The sequence below is a fragment of the Fischerella major NIES-592 genome, assembly GCF_001904645.1.
Classification (GTDB): Bacteria; Cyanobacteriota; Cyanobacteriia; order Cyanobacteriales; family Nostocaceae; genus Fischerella; species Fischerella thermalis.
Genome location: NZ_MRCA01000020.1, coordinates 1 through 22,255 on the forward strand (window position 1 = coordinate 1; position 22,255 = coordinate 22,255).

Sequence of the window (22,255 nt, forward strand, 5' to 3'; positions counted from 1 at the left end):
TTCAGTTTCGCCCATGAGGTATTTTGCAAGTAATCTTGCTTGCAGTTCAAAGGATTCTTGATAGGTGTATTGCTTTTGCATGACGGGATGTTTAAATTTTGTTTGTTTCTTTTCTTGATAGAGACGCAAAAATTTATGTAAGCCTTCTTTGGTGAGAGAAACAGCGTTACTGACTGGTTCGGTAATAAAGTCTGTAGGTACGAGAATCCGACGATTGATTGCTGTTAAGACTACTGCATCGACAATGATAGGACGAAATTCTTCCATTAAATCTAGTGCTAATGATGGTCTGCCATAACGCTCTGTATGTAAATATCCTAAATAGGGATCGAAGCCAACAATATTAATTGCACCCTGCACATCATGACGTAATAATGCATAACCCAAACTCAACAAAGAGTTGACTGGATCAGTCGGGGGACGACGGTTGCGAGTGTGGAATTGAAAGTTATCAACGCGAATCAGTTGATTAAAACAACTAAAATACGCGGCACTACCTGCACCTTCTAAACCTCGGATAGAATCAATAGATGTGGCTTGATCAAGATTTGCGATCGCGCTTCCTAACTGAGAAATACCAGCGCTCAAATTCAGTTCTGTATATCGGCGTTGTGCTTGTAATAAACTTTGGCGATAGTTTTTTAACTTTCCTCTCACAAAACCTTTGCTAGCATGAATCGCTTGTGGTGATTCTCCCCTAGCTTTCCACTGGGCAGAACGTAAGAAAATATTCTTACTCATTTCTGGTTCTAACCGCGCAATATATTTACCGTTATTTGTCAAGAAAGTTAGAGGAATTTTTTGATTAACTAATTCGGCAATTATAGCAGGGGAAATACTAGCTCTCCCCATAACTACCAAACCATCAATTTTGATTAAAGGCACATCCAAAATAGTTTTTTTCTCATATTTAACGTTGAGCCTTTCATCAACTTTACCGATAAAAGCATCTTCTTGTGTAATGTATACTGTACCCATGATTGATTTTGAAATTATGTGAAGGAATTAGAATTGGATCGATGGGGAGGTGGGGAGAAGAAAATAACAACTAACTACTAACCAATGTAGAGACGTGCCATGGCACGTCTCTACAACCACTAACTACTAACTTAAATTTCTTCTTGATACCGCCTGACTTTTTCCGATACTTGCGGTAAACATTGGTTGTAAAAACTGCATCCTTGGCAACGTTTGCTATAGGTTGCTATTGGCATGATGCCAGTTTCCAGGAGATTTTTTACTAATTTAATTGTGGCGATCGCACTGTGTCTTAATTCCTCGGAAATCTCGACTAATTGACGTTGATGAGATTGAGCATAATAGATATATCCTGTAGTGACTGGTTTTCCTGTCATCTCTTCTAAACACAATGCTTGGGCGCATACTTGCAACTCATCGTTATCCCATTCACCTTTACGTCCTCGCTTATATTCGATGGGATACCATTCACCATTTTCTAATTCAATTAAGTCTGATTTGCCAATCAGTTGATATTTTTCGGATTTCAAATAAATTGCTCGAATTTGCCAAGTGTCTTCCCGATTGCCATCACTCAAAGTATGTACACGTTCATGTAAACTTGTACCCTCAATTGTGTATTGATTATCAATAAATTCATCTGCACAAAACATGCGCCAGCAGCGATGCGGACAGTAGGAATATTGGTTTAATGCCGCAATCGGTATATATTCTGTATTATTCATAGTGGTGATAAAGCACTTAGACTTAGCGATTAGAAATCGCAGCTATACAAACCTAGTCCGCGTCAGCGGACTAATAACCAACAACAATCAACCATCAACCAATAACTAAACTCTACGTGTCATACCCATACCCATCGTTGTTTTTCGTCCAACTCCGGCATATAAAGCAAAGTCAGCTAAAGTATTAATTTGTTTAATTTGGATAGGTTCAGCTTCTCCCAAAATCCGATAATCAACTTCCCCAACAATGCCAATAAATTTACTGCGAGAGTCTGCTAAGATTTCTGTATGAATGTTGATGAAACTGGGAAAGATAGCATCAAGAAAAAGATTTTCAAACTCAATACCACTATATTTATTCCAACGCGCTAGTAAAGAATTAAATACGCATTCTCTAGTCGGGAGAGTGGTATCATACTTTCCTTGGCGGAAGGCAGTGGGTGTAGTGAAGGTAAGGGAAATTGTGCGATCGCTTTCACTTGCTTGCTCATATAATTGCTTATAGGTACAAGCATTAGCCCAAGGTTGAGTGGATTGGGGAGTACCAAGAATACTTGTGATGTACAAATCCGCGGAACCCAAATGCCAAGGACGTTCGGGATTAATATTCAGCCAAAGCGGTGTAAGTTGGCTAAAAAGAGTGTCATCTAGTAGGGAGATACGCCACCAACAGGGAGTACCTGGGGGAATGGGTTTATCTTGTTGCCATTGCAGGGTGTAACTTTTTTGGTTTACGTATCCTCGCTTGCCACTACCATTACCTGTATAACTTGACTTTACTTGTAAAGGGGAAAGAGTAAAAGCTTTGTCGGCGGTGGAATCATGGAGTAAGTCACCCAAAGTTCTATCTACCGAACTGACAAGATTTAAAAACAGGGCGTGGTAATGTCTGCCAGTCAGATAATTAGGGTAAATGGGGGACTGAGGAATGAGATTGAGAACAAGACTATGTGGCATGAGATGCTTTTAGATTAGGAAAAATCATTCAAGGAGAAGATAAAATCCCCTTGCTGCTGAAGTGCAGAGATACCAACGCCAGCGTACCCGCAAACTAATGCTGGAACATCAAGGAGGTTTTAGTGCAGAGTTGCTGGCGCAAGCATCAGCCAAGAAAAGAAAACGTACTTCTGGTTTTGGGAGGTGATTAACCTCGAAAACGGTATGTCATCCGCACAGGAATTTTTAGTTCTTTGATATCCTCAAAGTAGTAATACTGTCCCCGCATCTGTACATTTTGAATTAGACTAACGGGAGGCATATTTACCACATCGTAACTAATCACTTGATTAGTAAACATGACATCCAAGGGATTTAAAGGATGAGTGCAAATGAATACACCTTCAGTAACTTTGGGTTCTGCTAATTGTTTAACTGTCACCTCAGCTTTACTCATCCATTTCCCCAAGCGAATCCATTTTGGTAATTTGAGTTCTTTTTGAGAAATTACAAAAAACTCAAATTGACTTTCTGGTGCAATTTCCTTTGCTCTCCCAAAACTGGGAATATTCTTTTGGGTTTTTTCCATCTCCACATGGTAGTTATTATTGGCATATTTCCATGTATTGAGAATAGAGGTATGATGAATAGAAGCAGCAGGAGTTACATAAATTCCCTGTTGATTGAGCGGAGTTAAATGCTGCTCATATTTGGGAACTTGTTCGGGACAAAAATAACGGTAGGAATCCTCTTCGGAAACCGTGGTTGCATATTTTTCACTATCTACTAATCCCAGTGCGTAGCAGAGTGCGTAGTTGTGAATTATTGGTTCGGTTTCGTAGAGTCTGCCGATTTCGCGGGTGGCATGATACATACTATCATGCAATTCGATGTGACAACGGTAAATAAAACTCATGATTTTTACTCCGTTGCAGCACCTGCTTTTTTGCCTCTTTTATTTTTCTCGGAATTCTTAATTTCAGAATTCTTAGAAATATATTTCTGTGCATAAGCGGAAGATTCTAGATTGGCTTGAGTCAATAATTTTTGCAGTTCATTTTCGTTACTAGTGATTGATTTGACTTCATCTAATAAAGGGGTAAATTTATCCCCAATATAATCAGTATGGGTGACACATTCTTGAGTCATTAATTCATTAATTGCTTTAATTGCAGCTTTATGAACATCATCTTCGTTGAGTGGATCGGGTGGGTTAATTTTCCCATCAAAATTTAACAAGTCATATATTTTCTGTGTCCAGCGCAGGTTACTGACAATCTCTCCGTCAGCAAAGATAATACCAATTAGCTCATTTCTCAGCCTTCCAGTGCGTGTTGTTTGTGCTCCATAATGACGGGTTCTAATGATATTATTGAATACGTACAAAAATCCTGCTTCTGTTGGATCTTTAAGTGTGACAATACTAGGGAAGAAAACTTGGGGTAAGATATGATCTTGGCTATTAATTCTGCTGGTAACTTCCCCATTTCTACTCATTGTCCCATTCTCAAATGGTGCATTGAGGGTAAAGTTCAAGTGAGAATCTTCAAAGGGAGTGATTGAATAAGCAGTATCTACAACAACTTTAGATTTTTCCGAACCAGCATCCCCAATTGCAAAACCATAGAGAATACAATCAGGAGTTGTTTTGCTGAAATCTACGTTGTAGTCGCATTTTTCCCAATCACCAATTTTGTAATTACGCAGCAATTCTCGTCCGGTTAAACGTTCTGGTGTGGATTGTTTACGTTTAAACATTGCTAAACGACTAATTGCTTCTTGATGTTCAATTCCCGCACGCACTTTGGCTTTATTTAATTCTCCGTCAGTCTGAAACAATGGGTAAGATTCAGTGATGCGAATAGTAATAAAATGTGCGTACTTACCCATTGGTTTTGCAGGGATTTCGTTGTGGAAGAATTTAGCGTCAACGGTTTTTAGAAAGTTCATATTTTTCTCCAAGGTTAAGTTGCAAAAAAGATAGATTTTGTAGAGACTAAATATATCGCGTCTCTACATATTTAGGCTGCATCATCAACATCCAAATCAGGAATATCTTCGGGTTCTGCTTGCGGGAGATTCTTGCGTTCTTCATCGTCTGCGAGGCGATAGAGGTATTCACAGGTATCTCGAATTAAGTTGAGTTGAGTACCTGCTAAACGTGCGCGATCGCATTTGAAACTTACCTCAAAAATCTCTTTGACAAAATAATTGGCGAAGTCATATACTGCTTGACGTTCCTCTTCAGAAGTAAGTGCAGGTTTCCACTTTCCATCAACGAAAGCAAGGGTTGGTTTTCCTTCAGCAGCCCTGCGTCTGACGTTATTCATTAATTTAGCTAAACGTGCAGCCACAACATCTGTTAATGATTCAGTGTCAGCAGCTAATGCTTTATCAATTTTTAAAATCACATCCGCAGCTTCGTCAATAGGTTTAAGGATTGCATTGGCTTTAGCATAAGAACTTTTCGCACGATAAAAACGGCGATAGAGTTCTGTTAATTGACGCAGTTGATTCATTGTTTCTTCTCCTGGTTCAAAGTATTTATACAAATCCATGTAAAGACGAATTTTTGCTACTGGTACAGCATCCAGAGTTTTCTGTTTATCGTCTTTATCTTTCTTGGGTTTACGTAGCCATTTAGTGAGATAATGAAAAACATATAAGGGACTTGTTTCCAAATCTCTGGCTAAATCTGACAATTTACCCCAATCTGGATCACCATCCTTTTTCCGATTAACTTCTAGGTGAATACAGTAAGCAGCAGTTAGTGCATTTAATGGTGAAAATTCACGTTTTTCTGAACTGCTCGGAAGAATACTATCTAAACGATAAGTATCTTTTTTGATCAAAGAACGAATTGCTTGATGCTCTCCATCTAATAACACAGTTTCTTCAAAATCTGCACCACTAATAAATGGTGGTACAGGAGATTCCGATGCGACTACTTTCACATCGAGAACAAGTGGTAAAGTTAATGCTAGCCATGCAGGTGTTACCCAAGATTCGGTGTCTGTTGGTTCTCTTCCTGGGGGTAATCCTAAGAAGAAAAATGTGAGAGTTTCCTTTTCAGGAAAGCTGATTTTAAAAGTGCGATCGTCATCTGGTTGTAAATTCTCTTTAATCAGTAGCGTATCGACTTGCTGATAATTTTGAATGCTGAATTTTGCAATTTGTTTATCAGTGATGAAATGCTTTCGCAACTCAGCATCAAATCTTGTTCTCGCAAATTGATAGTAGGCTAATTGCAAGAATTTGTTAGTTTCAGGAGTAAAGAAGTAGGTAGGATAAAGATAGAGATAGCGATATTTACGACTTTCAAAATCTCCACCCACAGCATTAGTTTGATTCATTAAAATCTGTCTCAACATGATTTCAATTGACCATATTGAGCAGATTTGCCGTTTTGCAGCCTGCGCGTTAAATAAAATCTGACGGTTGCTGTAAACTTGTGGTGCAAATAAAGTTGCTGACTCCATCTGTTCCGTGACAGTGTAAGCAGAACTCGACATTGCACAAACGCTTTCTCTTCCTCTTCCCGTTACTTTTGCGGCGTTGTAACGTTTTAATTCCAGTAAAAATGGTTCGGTTTCTGGTATTACAACTGCTCCTGTTGGTAATGAAATAACTCGTTTGACATAGGTTTTTAAATCCTCCCAACCATCAGGAATATCTTGAAAATCTTTGAGAATTGGCTGAATTATATTTGCTGCATAACTTACCATTCCTCGCATAACTTCCAAGATTTGAGCAAAATCTTTACCGGGATACTTGCGGAAATACTGTGCTGCAAGATAGTACCAATCTAAAGGAACACCACCAGTTTTCTTCAGGGATTGAATTTGCTTAACTGCTGCTATTTCATCAGATAATTCCAAATATTCCGCCAACTTTTGAGTTAAATCCAATTCGGGGGGTATTTTTCTTTTCGCTTTTGGTATATCTTTCTGTGCTGCTTTTACCCTTTCACACCAGCTATCCCAAATTCCCCGACACAAAATATCACCAAATTCAGCTAATCTATCAATACGAATTTCACTGGGAAATTGCAAGTTGAGATTTGGTGGTAACTCACCCTGGGTTTGATAGCTTTGTAAACTTTCACCCCGTTTGCCACTAGAGGCGGTTTTACTATCAGGAAGTAATCGACAAGCTGCATCGATACTGACTTCCATTAATCCGATTGCATCAAAGAATAACCAATAGTAATCTGCAAATTTGAATCCTTTTCCATCCCGATTAAATCCAGTTTGTCTTTCCCTTAATTTGTCAGCACAAAGAGATTTCACCTTATCAACTACTCTTTCAGGAATGCGATCGGTGCTAATTTCCGTTGCATCTTGACTAGCTAAGTAAACAACACCATCAGGTAAGTATAGAAGTGGGGTATAAAATTCTTCGGGGTGCGCTTCAATGATGGCATTATTGAGGATATTCGTGAGAACACCACGATTTTCGCAAAGGGAATGGTATGTGAGTTTTAATTGATGGTTGCTGAGTCTGCTAATTAGATTCTGTAAGCGACCAGTTTCTACATCTCTAGGATGTTTGACGACAGAAGCAAATAAATCAGATAGTGAAACTAAGTCGATTAAAACCTGTCGAATTCTACTATCTATCCTTTCATCATCTAAGGTTTCTAATCCACGAGTAGCAAGACCTAAATCGGAGTCGTGTTTAACACCAGAATTATTACTAACTTCGATGATATCGTCAATAAAATCTTGCCAATCATCACCTAATAAATAATGCAAGCCAAAGTCTCGTATTTTCTTGGTGATGTATTCACGTCCTAAATTGGGTGCATCTTCTTTTTTAGGTGTGTCTAATTCCCAATCCCTTTCAGCTATGTTATTCTCAATCAACCATGCTTTATAATCAGGAAACTTTTCATAATCATGCAGTAGATAGGAAGCAATGAAAATACAAGCTTGTAAATCTTCACAATTTCGCTTGACTGGATTTGTTTCTTTTGCTGTTTGCAGTTTCCTTAAAATCCGATAGGTGGGAAACAAGCCATTGAGTAAATGTGCAACTATCGATTGATCGCCTGCATTTCTGATGCTATCTACAGGAGGTTTACCTTCAGAAGCACGCTTGGCGTTAATTTTGGGAATTGTGACATCAAAAAACTTACCACCCTTAGCAGTTGCACCTGCTAACTGTTGAATGAGATTAGGTAAGACATATTCTGCAAACTTTTCTAAAATTGCATCCCCTTGATTACCTCTCGATTTTTTCACTGCTTCTTTGAACAAGCGTATTGTTAGCAGTTCTTTTTTTATCGGCGATTCATCATCATCTGTGCAATCAAAATCTGGAACTTCTTCCGGTAAATCATCAAAATTATCTTCAAAATCTGTCATGGATCTTTTTCCTCTAATGCAAGTGGTTGATATTCTTGAACTTTTCCTTGCTGGATAATCCACAATTTTCCTGTGACATCTGCTGCTTCTAATCCAGCAATTAATGTCTCAATCGTTTCACGCCAGTCTGCAAACGTGTAACGTGGGGGTAGGCGAATAATTACAATTCCTGAATAGTCTGATGGATTGTATCTCAAACGATTACCAAATCCTCTGTCGCACGTAACTAAACATCTACCCTCACTGCGACAAACTTCAATCAATTCCTCATCCGGTGCTGAACTTAAACCTTGTCCTGGTACTGTTGCAACATCGTGTCCTGCTAACCGCAACAAAGTTACAACACGTATGTCGATATTTTCATCTAGCTTTAACTTCATGCACTCGCTTCTTTTTTTTTGTCTAGAGGAAGTTCTACAAAAGCACCTCGCGCCATTTCTGAACCATAAGCGATACAAGCAAGCACATCTTCGCGTTCGATGCTTGGGTATGCTTCAAGAACTTCCTCAATTGTTGTACCGCTTGCAAGATAATCAAGAATCAGAGAAACCCAAATCCGATGTCCGCGAATGCAAGGTTTACCAAAACAGATATTTGGATCAATGGAAATGCGAGAGAGTAAATCATTTCTTGTCATTTGTGCTTCTCCAAATTTGTCGTAATTCTTCTAAACGAATCCATTGGTCGTTTTTCTTTACTTCGATGTATTCCCACCCATTAGCTGCACCACCAACCTTTGCTGCTAAGGGACTTGGTTTATCAAACTCTTCACCTTTATAGAAAATAGTTCCTTTGGCGGAAATTTCTAGACCATATAGGTAGAAATACTGCGTAATACCTCTTAGGGATTGAAATTCTATTGCCTTCTGATTTCGGGCAAAACCCTTTCTCCACAATCTTCCTAACATATCCATCCTTCATCGTCCTTGGGTTTCCAATCCCAAGTTAGGGTTTCTAACAACAACGCATCCTGTCCAAAGGCTATGGAATACCAGGAACCTCGATTTTCTGGTTCATTGGTGAGGGGGTAAAGTTGAAAGTGCATTGGTAGTCTGAGGGTAGCGCGTAAATAATTTCTGTCTCTGTCCGAAATAAAGCACACTAATTTACGCCGACTGACAGCATCACTTATTTGTTGGATACCGTAACCGTGGGGTTGGCAAATCTCCAAATCTTTAAGAACTTGCACCTTACCGGTTTTCGCCAATTCGCGGATATTTGGTGGATAGTAAAAATGCCAATCTTCCCGCACTTCTCGAAAATCTTTTAACTTCAAATAACACAAAGCTTTTTCAAATCTTTTGGTTGTTACCCTTGTTTTTTTCGCTTTTTCCATAAAGCTTTTCTCATCCCACAACTCAAAAATAAAGTTGCTGAGAATACCAGGAAGGTTATACATTTTAAACCTATCCACTTCTGGATCATCAGGATTAGTTAAATCGTAAATTGCACAATCTAATTGACTACTTCCTCTAAAACTCCTCGCCTCATCAATAATTTCTGTTTTCTCTTCATTTTGACAGCGATAAAACTGTCCGTTCATTTGTTTAATACTAATTCCTAATGCTTTTTGAATATCAGCACCAAACTTTTTCGCCACATCGGGGTATTTGTCTTTCATGTGCGAATTACCTTGCAGCTTAGAGTAAATGTAAGCTGACTGTATCCCACCCCATCGCTTTGGATATCTTTCAAATTCGTTTCTGTCTACCCACGAACTACGAATAGCGTTCGTAAAAGTTATCCGATCATAAGTTTCACTCTGCTGTAATGGATGGGATTGCTCTTCAAATAACCTCGCAACTAAAAAATTCGGAATTAATGCATAAGCTTGATAGGTTTCAAAACCTTCATGTCTGCCAAGTCTACCAAAACGCTGAATAAAATTACCCGCATCCGCAGCTTCAAAAACTAAAAAATTAATCTTAAAATCAACTCCCACATCAATTGTTGAGGTTCCAAGGAGTAAATCAGCTTCTGCAACTGAATCTCTTTTTTCAGTTTCTCCTGTTAACCCCGTATTTTCTCTCACCTGCCATCGCGGTTCAAAAATAGCCTTAAATTTAGGCAATAGTTTTTTCACTGCTGCGATCGAATTGAGAATAATTGCACCTTTACTGTTGGGATAGTTCTGGAAAAATTTCAAAATAACTTTTTCAGCATTTTCTTCTAGCCATTTATAAGTTGAATGCAAATTCGGTTCCAAACCTTGGGGAAAAGTTAAATTTATTGGCTGACTAATCTGTCGCCAACCTTGATTTTCAGCATCAGCATCAAATTTATATGCACCAACATCTACTGGGTTAATAATTTTTGGTGTTATTCCGGCGTTTTCTAGAAAGCCTTGTAATAATTTATTCGGTGTAGCAGACAGAAATAGAAATTTCTTTGGATGGTTCGCTGTATTTTTAATTAGCAGGATAGTATTAATTACACTCGCAATCTGTGGAGAGGAAAAGATGTGAAACTCATCGTAAATAAACAGTTTGTATTTCTCATCAATCCGACGAAATAACCTATCTGGGTTATCTATCTTAGCTCGCAGATAGTAGAAATTATGAATGTAGTGAAATAGATCTGGGTTAGTTAAGAGTATTTCATACAAAGTCGAAATATTATCAAGTCCTTCCAGTTTAGAAGGTAACTTCCCCGTATTCACATAGTCCTCTAAAATCGCTGCTGTCAGGCGGTGTATCTGCGGATCATACTTTGGCTGAAACTGCGCCTTATACCCTTGCACCTGTTTTTCTTGATCGCGCACCAGTTCATTTGTTGGGTACATTGCCAAAGTGTACGTACGATGATTCATTGCTGACAGAAAAGCCGCCAAACTTTTACCATCGCCAGTCATTGCTGTATTGAAGATGACCTCAATATTTGGGTCTTGTAATGCTTTATAAGTTTCGACTTGATGCCAAGAAAGCGACCAATTCTCAGGTAATTTCAAACCTTCAGGCGTTGACACAGTCTGGGAATATACAGGCTTAAGCAAAATGCTGTAATTTGACATATCCTTAAATAGTGTCCGTAACTGGTTGTTAAATCCTATATTGGCACGCAAAATAGAGATTGACAAGATATGTCTTTATAATAAAAGTGTCCGTATAAAATGAGTCGCAAAGGTCAGTCGATAACACTGTCAGTTTCAGAACGCGATAAAGCCGAATTAGAAAACCTGGCGCGGGAATTCGGGATGATGTGGGGCGATCGCCCAAACATCTCTAAACTAGTAGAAGCGATCGCTCGTCATCACCTAACCATCGGTAAAAATCACGATTGGTCACAAACACGCATTAGAGCCTTAGACACAGCGATGCGTGCATTAACCGACATCGGACAAAATGAGCAAGCACAAGAAATTGCTAAACTACTTCTCGAACGCAGCGAACTATCAATACCACTGCGAACTGAAATAGAGCGTTTTTTAGAAAATTTACCTCCACCTTGGCGTTTAGAGATTGACCGCTTTATCCTAGGCGAACAACCCTTTCAGCTTTGCTATCAAGACGCAGCACAGCGAGTATGGAACTTCACTGTCCGTTACGCCAAAGTTACACTCCACGAAAAGCGCCAATATCTTGATTGCTGGTGTGAGGAAATCCAAGGAAATCTGGATATAGAAGAGTTACGCAATAACTGGAGTTTGCGTTTAGATAGAATCCAAGACGCTGCTGTGATCGCAATTGCTGGTGAGTGGCGATCGCACTTAGCACAAATAGAGGTAGAAATGCACTTATTTAATGGTTTAGCCTTTGCTTACCAAACCAAACCAGAAGATATATTCAATGAATGGCTACCAGATACTCCACCAGTGCGGCGAGTTGTTAGGCGTGTATCCAGTACCTTTTGGTTTATGCGAGAAGTCATGCAGTATGCGCCAGATTGCGTAATTGTATCACCAGAAAACGTGCGATCGCTCGTCCGTGAGAAACTCCAAACCCTTTGTCAGCGTTATGATTTGAACCTTAATTCCTAAGAATACAAGCGTAGAACAGTTATCAGTTTTTAACTGTTAACTGTTCACTGTTCACTGATTTGAGAGTATAGGGTTTTTATTCCTCTTTACTCTTGCATTGTTGGCTGAAAACTCAGTAATAATACTGAAAATCACTACTCTAAAATTGTTTTCATTAACTCAAATCCCCAATTATCTGCTCAGTTCAAAACTACCTATGCAATTCTTCTCTTCTTTGCGTTCTTTGCGGTTCGTCATATACTTTCTGGACAAAAAGAGAATAATAAATTCTGAACAGTTGGATTTGGTATTTGTATTATCACCAAATATACTGAAAGATTAAGGTGTCAATAATTTGACAAACAAATGCTACAATAGTTAACAAATGCTGCGGATGTGTAATTTAGGTTAACTATTGAATAGAAATTCTCTCAGAATGAGTAGAATGACAGAACAGTTACAATTACTCAAGGGCTATTCTATGGATTAGCTAACCTAGATATAGACCTTTATTTTAGTCCTCAGATATTTTTAATGTTCCTGAGGCAGATTACACAATACCAAACTCAATTCTTAACAAAGAGCTGCCACAAATCATAATGCCAGTGACTGAGAAAAAAAGAACTCGCGATTTGCCCCAAATTAATGAAAGAATTCGCTTTCCGAAAATTCGGGTCATCGATACCGATGGAGCCCAGTTGGGGATTCTGTCCCCACAGGAAGCGCTGCAACTAGCCGAGGAAAAAGAGCTAGACCTAGTGCTGCTCAGTGACAAGGCCGATCCGCCGGTTTGTCGGATTATGGATTATGGGAAGTACAAATTTGAGCAGGAGAAGAAAGCGCGGGAAGCCAGGAAGAAGCAGCACACAGCTGATGTGAAAGAAGTGAAAATGCGCTACAAAATTGAAGAACACGATTATAACGTCCGTGTGAAGCAGGCAGAACGTTTTCTCAAAGATGGCGATAAAGTCAAAGCCACCGTCATGTTTCGGGGTCGAGAAATACAACACAGCGATCTGGCAGAAGATTTGCTCAAGCGGATGGCGACTGATCTAGAAGCAGTTGCAGAGGTGCAGCAAGCACCCAAAAAAGAAGGACGAAACATGATGATGCTTCTTTCTCCGAAGAAATAATTTAATTTTGTTGTTTGGTGTTTGTTGTTTGATGTTTGGAATCAGTCAACAACCAACGAGCAACAACTAACAAATTCACATAAAATTGATAGTCCTGAGTTCTGAGTGGGAAAAATAATACTCGGTTACTCAGGACTTTTGCTATGTACTCATTTTGAGGTTCCATGGCAAAAAGAACTCATACCTGTCTGGAAAATAAGTGTGGGAGTGTACACCAATTTAATATGAAGACGCATAGAAAGAACCCCACCCGCCTGACGGCGCCCTCCTCTTACTAAGGAGAGAGTTGGGGAGGGGTCGAAATTTATGCAGCTTAGCAAAAAATTGGTGTGAGGGTGTGGGGTGTAGGAGGAGTCAAATTTTCATTCCTTCATTAGTGAGTAACTGTTGTCTGATGTTTGGAATACCAACAATCAACAACTAACCACCAACCATCAACAACCAACTATTTGAAAACTACATGGAACTGAAAAATCACGGGACTGCTGCTAAAAAAGGCATTGTGTCGCAATTACTTAAGTGGGTAAATCTCCGACCAGAGGAAAGCGATCGCACTTGGTTGATGCTCGCTTTTTACACCAGCACATCAATAGGATTACGGTGGTCAGAAGACTCTACAGTAGCACTGTTTCTGGATCAGTACGGGGCTAAATCCTTACCTTGGATTTATATCGCCAGTGCCATTATGGGTGCAGTTTTAGTCATGTTATATTCCTGGTTGCAAAAGATTTTTCCTTTGCGGCGGGTAATTATAGCGATCGCCCCTTGCATGTTCTTACCACTAGTTCTATTTCGTATCGGTTTACACGTTTCCTATGTTTCAGTCTGTATCATATTTCTCCTACGGTTATGGGTGGACGCATTCTACGTCATCAACGATCTCAACACCTCAATTGCAGCTAACCAACTATTTAATATTCGGGAAATTAAACGCGCCTTTCCCCTGATCAGTAGCGGTATTTTAGTAGCTGATGTGATCAGTGGCTTTAGTTTGCCATTTCTATTGCTATTTGTAGGACTAGATAACGTAATTATGCCGATAGCTGGTGTATTCATCGGCTTAGGGGCCTTTATTCTTTTTTATCTCAGTAAAAATTATCCCCAGGCTTTTCCTGATACTCCCCAAATCGAAATAGAAGCAGCACAATACTCTCAAAAACGCCGTCTGTTCGGACCGATAAAGCGTTACGCCTGGTTACTATTTGCATTTTTCGCTCTTTTGCAAGCAATGGGAGTATTGATTGATTTTCAATATCTTACTCAGTTGAATTCAAATTTTCAGGGTAAAGATATTGCTAGCTTTTTGGGTTTGTTGGGTGGAATTACAGGATTATGTGAGTTGGGAATGCAGTTATTTATTTCCAGTCGCGCCCTCGAACGTTTTGGAGTATTTTATACAGCTGCAACTTTGCCAATTACCGTAGGCTTGTTAATGCCTTTAACTATACCCTTGTTAGGTTTATTGCCCCAGGGTAATTCTTATAATCTTTTATGGGGTCTAGTAATTCTGAAATTCCTAGACGAACTTCTGCGTTACACCTTTGTTGTCAGTAGTGGACCTCTACTTTTCCAACCAATCCCAGATAAAATTCGTAGCCATGTTCAGTCATTAGCAGGAGGCGTTGCTGATGCTTTCGGTGCGGGAACAGCAGGTTTTGTAATTTTATTTACCCTGTGGTTAGGCAGAAAACTGCTACCCATACACGCTTCAATTTTGGTCGTAGAAACTGTGCTTGTAGCTTTGTGCTGCTTGGTAGTGATTTGGTTTTTGCGATCGCGTTACGTTAACCTGTTAGTCTTAAGTGCAGGACAAGGACAACTCAGCGCTACGAATGCAGACTTACGTGCATTCAAACAAGCTGTCGTTAAAGCCTTGGGAGAAAAAGGTACTGAAACAGATAAACGCTCTTGTATTGAACTTTTATCTCAAATTGACCCCAAAGGTGTAGGTGAAGTCTTAGCTCCTCTACTAGTTAAGTTACCTCCTAACTTGCAGAAAACCAGTTTGGAAGTCATGCTTGCAGCAGGTGTAAACCCTGCTTATTTACCAGAAATTCGTGCTTTACTGGAACTACCTCAAAATAGTGTTAGTCCCGAAGTATTTGCTCTTTCCCTACGCTACCTTTGGTTGGCTGAGTCAGATCCAGACGTCAATAGACTAGAAAAGTATCTCACAGAAGAACATTCTATCATCCGTGCTACAGCTGCTGCCCTATTGCTGCGCGAGGGAACACCCATACAAAAATTAGCCGCTACCAAGACTTTACGACGGATGCTGACTCATCACCAAGAAAAAGAACGGGTGAATGCAGTCAAAGCCTTGAGAGAAGCAGTTCATTTGCAGGCGCTGCGAATTTATATTCCCAATTTATTGCAAGATGATTCTCTGCGAGTACGTTGTGCAGTCATAGAAATGATAGCTGCAACTCATTTAGAGGAGTACTATCCAGCCTTATTGGGAGGACTTTATTACAAATCAACCCGCAATGCAGCAATGCAGGCTTTGGTAAAACTGGAAAATGAAGCTTTACCAATCTTGGTTGAATTAGCTACTAATATCTATAAGCCAGAAATAGTACGAATTTACGCTTGGCGCACCATTAGTCAAATCCCCAGCTTAGAAGCGATAGATACTTTATGGCAGTTTTTAGAAACCTCACGGGGTAATAGCAGAGATCATATTCTCCGTGCTTTACTCAAAAGGTTACAAAAAGAGGGAATTCTTGGTTCAGTCGAACAGTTTTATCAAACCAAAGTCAAAACATTAATTGAGCAAGAATTATATTTTATTGGCCAACTTTATGCTGCTTACATAGACTTTGAAAATCAATTGGAAATTTATAATCAATATATAGATTTAAAAACCCAAGAAACTATAGATACTTATCATTCTGGTATCAGAATCATTGCTGTCATATCCCTGTTAAATCGTGCCATATTAGACTTAGAAAGTGATATTAAAGAAAGATTACTATTATTACTACAACTACTATATCCCATCGACAAAATCCAAGCAGCAGCTTTTAATTTACGTTCAGCATCAGCAGTAAACTTAGCACGAGGATTAGAAATTTTAGAACATACTATAAATTTGCCGAATAAATCCTTGCTACTTAATATTTTGGATAAGCGATCGCCCGCCGAAAAACTGCAATATCTCATAGCAGCAGAGATGGCAGAATATCAACAAATGGCAGTTAATGAACGTATTCGTAATTTATTAGTGCATAAACAATTACTTTCTGACTGGTGCTTGGCTTGTTGTTTCCATTTTTCTCAAATTGCCCACATCCGTCTCACCACAGAACAAGTTTTAGAAAGCTTAAATCATCCCACAGGTTTTGTTAGAGAAGCAGCGATCGCTTATTTAAGCGTAGTATCACCCCGCATTTTAATCAAAATATTACCCCAGCTACAAAAAGATCCCCATCCGCTTGTCGCTAACCAAGTCAAAGAGTTGATGAAGTTAATAGTTAGTAGTTAGTGGTTAGTGGTTAGTAGTGAAGAGATAAAAATGCAAAAATCGAGTTTTGAGGATTTACAGGTTTTACAATTAGCTGAAAAGCTAGCAGATATGATTTGGGATATTGTTATCAGTTGGAGTTACTTTGAAAAAGATACACTTGGCAAGCAAATTATCCATTCTGTCGATAGTATAGGTGCAAATATCGCAGAAGGAGCAGGACGTCATAATTATCAAAATAATCAACGTTTTGTCAAAATTGCTAGAGGTTCTTTACATGAAACCAAATATTGGTTAAAACGAGCATACTCTCATAAATTAATGACAAATGAGCAATTAAATAGGCTTGAACCTATTATTAATGATCTATCACCAAAGCTAAACGCATATCTAAATTATCTTGATAAAGCTGCAAAAACCCAAAGAAAAAATGACCACTAACCACTAACCACTATCAATTATGCTAACTACCGTTGAACGTTTATTATTTGTCCGCAGAGTACCCATTTTTAAAGAACTACGCGATGATTTCATCGTTCGATTGGCTTCTGTCATGGATGAATTGTCCTTTCCAGCAAATTACACCATTTTTAACGAAGGAGACGAAGGGCGATCGCTTTACATTATCGTCTCCGGTAAAGTCAAAGTTCATATTGGTAAACAACAACTAGCTATTTTTCCCAAAGGTGAATCTTTTGGGGAAATGGCAGTATTTGATGCTCAACCACGCTCCGCTTCCGCCACAACATTAGAAGCTTGTGAATGCTTAGAACTAACCCAAGAACAGCTTTACGAAGCAATTGATGAAACTCCTGAAATCGCCGTCAATATTATTGGTATTCTTTCCCGCCGAATTCGAGAACTTAACGACAAAATGAATACAATATGAATTTCTTTTCTCTCTCTATCATAAAATGCCCTCTTTGCGTACTTTGCGTCTTTGTGGTTCATTACTTCATCCCCATATTGTGCAACACCCAAAGCTGGATTAGCGATCGCAAATAAGTGCTATTTTAACTAAGACAAGAATGAGAGAATAAATAAACTCGTTTGCAATGAATAAGGTGCATTCACAAAGTATGCAATACTCTCCTGAGGTAGAAAATAATAAGAACAATAAAACTTCCTCTGAAGAAAAAAGCTTTATGAAACTAGCCCAAGATCATTATCTTTCGGCAGAAGCCGCTTTGGCAAAAAACAATTGGTATGATGCCAAAAGTCTAGCTGAAACAGCATTAGAATTCTTATATAGTCACCAGAACAGAGAACATTGGCAGCAAAACTCTCTCCCTACTCCTTCTACTCTGACAGGTTACTTATTTCTTAAAATTTCTTGTCTATTTATTCTGGCGCAAGCCCAAGAGCAATTAAACGAAATTCCAGCAGCTATCAGGAATTTAGAAGCTGCTAAACAAATTGGTATTACTGACAATAATCCATATCTTTACATTAGTATTTTAAATAGTTTACAAAGACTATACAAACAGCAAAAACAATATCTGGAAGCATTTTCTACCAAGCTAGAACAGCGTTCTGTTGAACAAAAATATGGCTTGCGGGCGTTTATTGGTGCAGGTAGCTTAGCAGCTACAGAGCAAGCAAACTTTATCACAATAGGCACACAACCTACCCCATCCCCAAAAGAAAATATAGCACCAGAAATTACTGCCTCTAGTCGCCAAAAGGATGTGGAACAGTTACTTGAGCGCATTAGTAGTGAGGGCTACAAATTAATAATTATTTACGGAAAAACTAGAGTTGGTAAAAGTTCGCTATTAAATGCAGGATTAATCCCGGCTTTGAAAAAGAAAGCGATCGCTACTCAAGATAACTTAGTTGTGTCGATACAAGTTTATGATCACTGGATAGAAGAGTTGGCACAGCACTTAGAACAGAAAGTAGGAGAATTAGAAATAACAGAAGACACACACACCCAAGAATTTACAGATACGGAAAATACAGACAATAGAAAAAATAACAATTTGAGTTCAGAACTCGAAACTTCTACTTTAGAATTTGAAATCTCAGCCCTAGAACTTGAAACTTCCACCTCAAAACTCGACACTTCGACTTTAGAGGTTGACACTTTAGCCTTAGAACTTACAACTTTGACTTCTGAACTCGAAATATTGACTTCTGAGTTTGAAACTTTAACCTCAGAACTAGAAATTATTCCAGAACCTCAAACTTTCTGTTTCTCTTCCTCCCCCACTCTGCCAAAATTCCACTTCCTACTAGAGCAACTACACTATAATCACCAGCAAAATCTGCGTACAGTGCTGATTTTTGATCAGTTTGAAGAATTTTTTCTGATTCACACACAGCCAGAGGAAAGGCAACAATTTTTTGAGTTTCTGGGAGAATGCCTAAATATTTCGTCCGTAAAAGTAATTCTGTCGCTGCGGGAAAATTACTTACATCATTTACTGACGTATAATGATTTACCCTGCATGGAGATCATCAACAATGATATTCTGAGTAAAAATATTCTTTATAAATTGGGCAACCTCACACCTGCTGATGCCAAAACTCTGATGGAAAGTTTAACCGCAGGTACTCCTTTTCAACTTGAGCCTGCGTTGATAGAAAAATTGGTACAAGACTTAGCAGGAAAACTGGGTGAGGTGCGCCCAATAGACTTGCAAATAGTCGGCGCACAATTACAAACAGAGAATATTAAAACTTTGGCTGAATATCACCAGTATGGTGAAAAGGCAAAAGAAAAACTGATTCAGAATTATTTAAATGAAGTAATAGAAGACTGCGGCAGAGAAAACCAACAAGTAGCAGAACTTGTACTGTATTTGCTCACAGATACAGAAGGTAATTGTCCCCTCAAAACTCATGTAGAATTAGAACGGGATTTACAGCAACACTTGATCACAGGTGGAGAAAGACAACAATTCTCACTTGATTTAGTCTTGCAGATATTAGTCACATCTGGCATCGTAGTCTTATGGCGAGAAAATCCTGCTGATCGCTATCAACTAGCCTATGATCATTTAGTTCCCTGTATTCGTCAACAACAATCAAAGTTAACACAGCGAATCACACAATTACAAAGAAGAACAGACTTAAAAAAACCTAGTAAAACCGAATTCAATCGTTTTTTCAAACACATACTTGTTGGTTCACTTGCAGCAGGATTTGTGTTAGCTGTCATGGGAGTTGTGGGTTTTAAGGGAATCCGATATCAAAAAAATGTCGAACTGAGCGAAATCTATCTGATGCAAGGTGAAAAGTTAGCCAGAGAAGGCGATTTTGAGAATGCTATTACCAGCTTCCACAAAGCCCAGCAGTGGAATGCTGACTTAAAGTTTGATTCTAAGGCAAAAGCACAAGAATTTGTTAACAAAGGCAAAGCTGAACGCTTGCTTGTGGAAGGACAACAGCGCCTACAAACACGTGAATTAGAAAGGGCAGTCGCTAAGTTCCAAGAAGCATTGAAACTGGATACTCAAATTGGGCAGTTGGCAGCTCCAGTGTTAATGTATGAAGGAAACAAATATATGAAAGAGGGCAAGATTAAGCAAGCAGTGATAGCTTATATCAATGCCCAAAATCTAGAACCGAAAGTAGATATTTCTGCTGATGGGTGGAGAGAACTTTGCTTACAAGGTAGCCTGAAAAAACAAGCAGCAGATGTCATCCCAGCCTGTGAAAAGGCTGTACAACTTGCTGCTAATAATCAAAAGATTCGAGTGGTACGTGGTGTTGCTAGAGCATTAACTCGGAATAAGCAAGGAGCGATTGAAGACTTTGAAGCATACATCGCCGCAACCGACAGTAAAACAGGAAAATCAAAAGTACGACGTTGGATCAAAGATTTACGCACTGGTAGAAATCCGTTTACAGATAAAAAGTTGAAGAGGTTACTGGGGGAAAATTAAAGGCTAGTGATTTATCACAACAAATTGAAGAGTTACATCTAATGTTAATTGAGCAAGCAACATAAGGTTTTTGGCAATTTTTATTTGTTTTTAATTGACTCATATGTTGTGCCTATCCGATTTCCCACCAAAGACTAAATTCTCACCTCTCATAGTGTAAGTCCGTTAAAACGGACTCAAATATTGTTTTAGTCAGATTTATCTGAGTTTAGTTATCAGCTAAGAAATTTATTTCTTGGCGGGATGAAAAGCTGGCGCAGGATATACTAAGTTAACGAACACAGATGCACACCGATAAACACAGATAGATTCTCAGTGTGTATTAAACACAGATAGATTCTCAGTGTGTATCTGTGTCTATCTGTTGACCCTGTACCGTAAGCGTGATAAAAATGAACTCAAACATTAGGGATGCTCCCCTCCAAACAGCGTTTTAAAAACCTCTCGGGAATGTCTGTACACGCCCCCCAGTGCATGTGAATATAAGAGGCGTGAAGGTTGAGATATGGTGAATTATTTCCCCACCCTTCATACCCTGTAGATTCTTCAGTATCAAAGCGGTAAGTTTGAAATAGTGGCTGCTGAAAATTGGACGTTAAATAGGAACGATGGAACTCATGTCCACAAACTGTTGTCCCTGCACTTACTAATAAACTATCTTCTAAAACAACAGCGCGACGATATCCTAAAGTTAAACGCCCACTCATAACTGCGGTTGTGGGTAAAACTCCTACCATCGACCAAGATTTACCTGCAAAGTCGACAATTTGTTCACATAAATACATTAACCCGCCACACTCAGCAATTGTAGGCATTCCTGCCAAAATGGCTGTCTTAATTGCTGCTTTAGTTTTAGTATTTTGCGCAAGTTGTTGAGCAAATACCTCTGGAAACCCGCCACCGAAATACATACCCTGTATTCCTTCTGGTAGCCCGGTATCTTCTAAAGGACTCCAGAAAACCAACTCTGCACCTAGTTGTTGTAACAAATCTAGATTGTCTTGGTAATAGAAATTAAAAGCGCGATCGCGTGCCACAGCAACTCTCACCCTACCCCAACCCCTACCTTTTGTAAGGGGAGGAACAAGGGGTGGCGTTTCCCTAGAGACTTGTAATAAAGGTAACAACCTTTCCCAGTCAAAGCAAAGATCACCCAAATCAGCAAGTCGGTCAATCAAAGCATTGATTTGAGGAATTTCGGCTGTGGGTACTAAGCCAAGATGGCGGTCAGGAATGGTAATGTTATCCTGACGATGCAATACACCAAGAATCGGTAATTTTAGCGATGCGAGAGCATCCTTGAGTAATTGCAAATGGCGATCGCTACCCACACGATTGAAGATTACCCCAGCTATTTTGATTCTGGGGTCAAAGGAACTATAACCGTGAGCGATCGCAGCAACGGAACCAGACAAGCGACTGCAATCAATCACCAATACGACAGGAAGATCCAATAGCCTTGCTATATGAGCAGTGCTGGCATAATCATTTACCCTTTGTAAGGGGAGGGAAGGGGTTACACCATCAAACAATCCCATCACACCTTCCACTAAGGCATATTGCATCCCTTGGCTGTGACGAGCAAAACACTGCTGTACGTAGCTTGGTGAAGTTAATATCGGGTCTAAATTTCGACAAGCACGCCCGGTTACATGCTCATGAAACATGGGATCTATATAATCCGGCCCGACCTTAAAAGATTGTACGTGTTGCGATCGCCGACATAAAGAGGCCAGCAGGGTGAGTGTGACTGTTGTCTTACCCACCCCGCTACGTTCTCCTGCGATAATTAATGACATTGGTAATTGG

At 39.3% G+C, this 22,255-nt stretch carries 17 protein-coding genes; 6 read left to right on the top strand and 11 right to left on the bottom strand.

From position 1 onward, the window contains the following. The 10 genes from cas1d to cas3 form a co-directional block, all read right to left on the bottom strand. Positions 1–978 (bottom strand): type I-D CRISPR-associated endonuclease Cas1d (cas1d, locus tag NIES592_RS22150; RefSeq protein ID WP_073556910.1); only part of this gene is annotated, 978 nt, incomplete at its 3' end. Positions 979–1,109: 131 nt separating this feature from the next. After that, positions 1,110–1,703: a CRISPR-associated protein Cas4 gene (gene cas4 / locus NIES592_RS22155; RefSeq protein ID WP_073556911.1), complete on the bottom strand. Its 594-nt coding sequence runs from the start codon at positions 1,701–1,703 to the stop codon at positions 1,110–1,112. Between the two features lie 105 nt (positions 1,704–1,808). Beyond that, on the bottom strand, positions 1,809–2,660 hold the full coding sequence (cas6, locus tag NIES592_RS22160; protein WP_073556912.1) for a CRISPR-associated endoribonuclease Cas6: 852 nt from the start codon (positions 2,658–2,660) through the stop codon (positions 1,809–1,811). Positions 2,661–2,847: 187 nt separating this feature from the next. Next, positions 2,848–3,555 carry a type I-D CRISPR-associated protein Cas5/Csc1 gene (cas5d, locus tag NIES592_RS22165; RefSeq protein WP_073556913.1) on the bottom strand — a complete coding sequence of 236 codons (708 nt, stop codon included), beginning with the start codon at positions 3,553–3,555 and terminating at the stop codon, positions 2,848–2,850. 5 nt (positions 3,556–3,560) lie between these two features. Then, the gene (gene cas7d, locus NIES592_RS22170) at positions 3,561–4,589 is read right to left on the bottom strand and encodes a type I-D CRISPR-associated protein Cas7/Csc2 (RefSeq protein ID WP_073556914.1); all 1,029 of its coding nucleotides are present in this window, start codon (positions 4,587–4,589) and stop codon (positions 3,561–3,563) included. Between the two features lie 71 nt (positions 4,590–4,660). After that, entirely contained in the window at positions 4,661–8,005 is a 3,345-nt protein-coding gene (gene cas10d / locus NIES592_RS22175) for a type I-D CRISPR-associated protein Cas10d/Csc3 (protein WP_073556915.1), read from the bottom strand. Continuing rightward, the gene (locus tag NIES592_RS22180; RefSeq protein ID WP_062244600.1) at positions 8,002–8,385 is read right to left on the bottom strand and encodes a DUF5615 family PIN-like protein; all 384 of its coding nucleotides are present in this window, start codon (positions 8,383–8,385) and stop codon (positions 8,002–8,004) included. Before NIES592_RS22180 ends, cas10d begins: the two co-directional genes overlap by 4 nt. Further along, positions 8,382–8,642: a DUF433 domain-containing protein gene (locus NIES592_RS22185; RefSeq protein WP_062244603.1), complete on the bottom strand. Its 261-nt coding sequence runs from the start codon at positions 8,640–8,642 to the stop codon at positions 8,382–8,384. Before NIES592_RS22185 ends, NIES592_RS22180 begins: the two co-directional genes overlap by 4 nt. After that, a complete protein-coding gene (locus NIES592_RS22190; RefSeq protein WP_256678199.1) occupies positions 8,629–8,913 on the bottom strand; it encodes a hypothetical protein in 285 nt (94 codons plus the stop codon). Before NIES592_RS22190 ends, NIES592_RS22185 begins: the two co-directional genes overlap by 14 nt. Continuing rightward, complete coding sequence (gene cas3 / locus NIES592_RS22195; protein ID WP_073556916.1) at positions 8,907–11,015, bottom strand: type I-D CRISPR-associated helicase Cas3'; 2,109 nt, start codon at positions 11,013–11,015, stop codon at positions 8,907–8,909. Before cas3 ends, NIES592_RS22190 begins: the two co-directional genes overlap by 7 nt. 99 nt (positions 11,016–11,114) lie before the next feature. On the opposite strand from cas3, the gene NIES592_RS22200 reads away from it, so the two are divergent. From NIES592_RS22200 to NIES592_RS22225, 6 genes are all read left to right on the top strand, one after another. Next, positions 11,115–11,981 carry a helix-turn-helix transcriptional regulator gene (locus tag NIES592_RS22200; protein WP_073556917.1) on the top strand — a complete coding sequence of 289 codons (867 nt, stop codon included), beginning with the start codon at positions 11,115–11,117 and terminating at the stop codon, positions 11,979–11,981. 578 nt (positions 11,982–12,559) lie between these two features. Continuing rightward, positions 12,560–13,093 carry a translation initiation factor IF-3 gene (gene infC / locus NIES592_RS22205; protein ID WP_009458803.1) on the top strand — a complete coding sequence of 178 codons (534 nt, stop codon included), beginning with the start codon at positions 12,560–12,562 and terminating at the stop codon, positions 13,091–13,093. 460 nt (positions 13,094–13,553) lie between these two features. Beyond that, on the top strand, positions 13,554–16,577 hold the full coding sequence (locus NIES592_RS22210; protein ID WP_073556918.1) for an MFS transporter: 3,024 nt from the start codon (positions 13,554–13,556) through the stop codon (positions 16,575–16,577). A gap of 30 nt (positions 16,578–16,607) precedes the next feature. Continuing rightward, complete coding sequence (locus NIES592_RS22215; RefSeq protein WP_073556919.1) at positions 16,608–16,997, top strand: four helix bundle protein; 390 nt, start codon at positions 16,608–16,610, stop codon at positions 16,995–16,997. A 19-nt stretch (positions 16,998–17,016) separates the two neighbouring features. Further along, entirely contained in the window at positions 17,017–17,445 is a 429-nt protein-coding gene (locus NIES592_RS22220) for a Crp/Fnr family transcriptional regulator (RefSeq protein ID WP_062244617.1), read from the top strand. 256 nt (positions 17,446–17,701) lie between these two features. Next, positions 17,702–20,446, top strand: a complete 2,745-nt coding sequence (locus NIES592_RS22225; RefSeq protein WP_256678200.1) for an nSTAND1 domain-containing NTPase — start codon at positions 17,702–17,704, stop codon at positions 20,444–20,446. 398 nt (positions 20,447–20,844) lie between these two features. Here the strand turns inward: NIES592_RS22225 and NIES592_RS22230 are convergent, their stop codons facing one another. Further along, the gene (locus tag NIES592_RS22230) at positions 20,845–22,245 is read right to left on the bottom strand and encodes a cobyrinate a,c-diamide synthase (protein WP_073556921.1); all 1,401 of its coding nucleotides are present in this window, start codon (positions 22,243–22,245) and stop codon (positions 20,845–20,847) included. Positions 22,246–22,255: the final 10 nt, after the last annotated feature.